This is a genomic window from Burkholderia sp. Ac-20379 (assembly GCF_017104645.1).
GTDB lineage: Bacteria > Pseudomonadota > Gammaproteobacteria > Burkholderiales > Burkholderiaceae > Burkholderia.
The window spans coordinates 1-732 of record NZ_JAAGPF010000786.1 but is presented as its reverse complement, the minus strand read 5'-3'; the positions used below and the strand labels follow the sequence as shown (position 1 = coordinate 732).

Sequence of the window (732 nt, the reverse complement as noted above, 5' to 3'; positions counted from 1 at the left end):
CGGCCCGCTGGCCGCCAGCGGCGCGGCCACCGGCAGCGTGCTGACGTTCCAGGAATCGCGCGCGGTGGAGCGGCTCGACCGCACGCTGCGCTCGCAGCCGCACGCGCAGCGCTTCTCGGCGCGCTACCGGCTCGACGACGTGATCGGCGAATCCGCCGCGATGGCGCACGTGCGCGAGCTGGCGCGGCGCTACGCCAAATCGGACGCCACCGTGCTGATCCTCGGCGAGAGCGGCACCGGCAAGGAAATGATCGCGCAGAGCCTGCACGCGCTGAGCGCGCGGCGCGCGTTTCCGTTCGTGGCGATGAATTGCGGCGCGTTCCCCGAGGCGCTGCTCGAGAGCGAGCTGTTCGGCTACGACGACGGCGCGTTCACCGGCGCGCGGCGCGGCGGCAAGGCGGGCCTGTTCGAAGCCGCGCACCGCGGCACGCTGTTTCTCGACGAGATCGGCGAAATGCCGCTGTCGCTGCAAAGCCGGCTGCTGCGCGTGCTGCAGGAGCGCGAGGTGGTGCGGCTCGGCTCGACCGAACCGATCCGCATCGACGTGCGGATCGTGGCCGCCACGCACCGCTCGCTGCTCGACGCGGTGGAAGCCGGCAGCTTCCGCGCCGATCTCTATTACCGGCTCAACATCCTCAACATCGCGCTGCCGCCGCTGCGCGAGCGGCCCGCCGACATCGCCGCGCTGGCCGCCGAGCTGCTCGCGCAGACGGCGCGGCGCGAACCGCGGCT

1 protein-coding gene is annotated in these 732 nt (G+C 72.8%); it reads left to right on the top strand.

Features of this window, described 5'->3' with window-relative positions; genetic code table 11:
* Positions 1-732, top strand: a 732-nt coding sequence (locus tag G3N92_RS34625) for a sigma 54-interacting transcriptional regulator (protein ID WP_206131951.1), incomplete at both ends; no start/stop codon positions are given.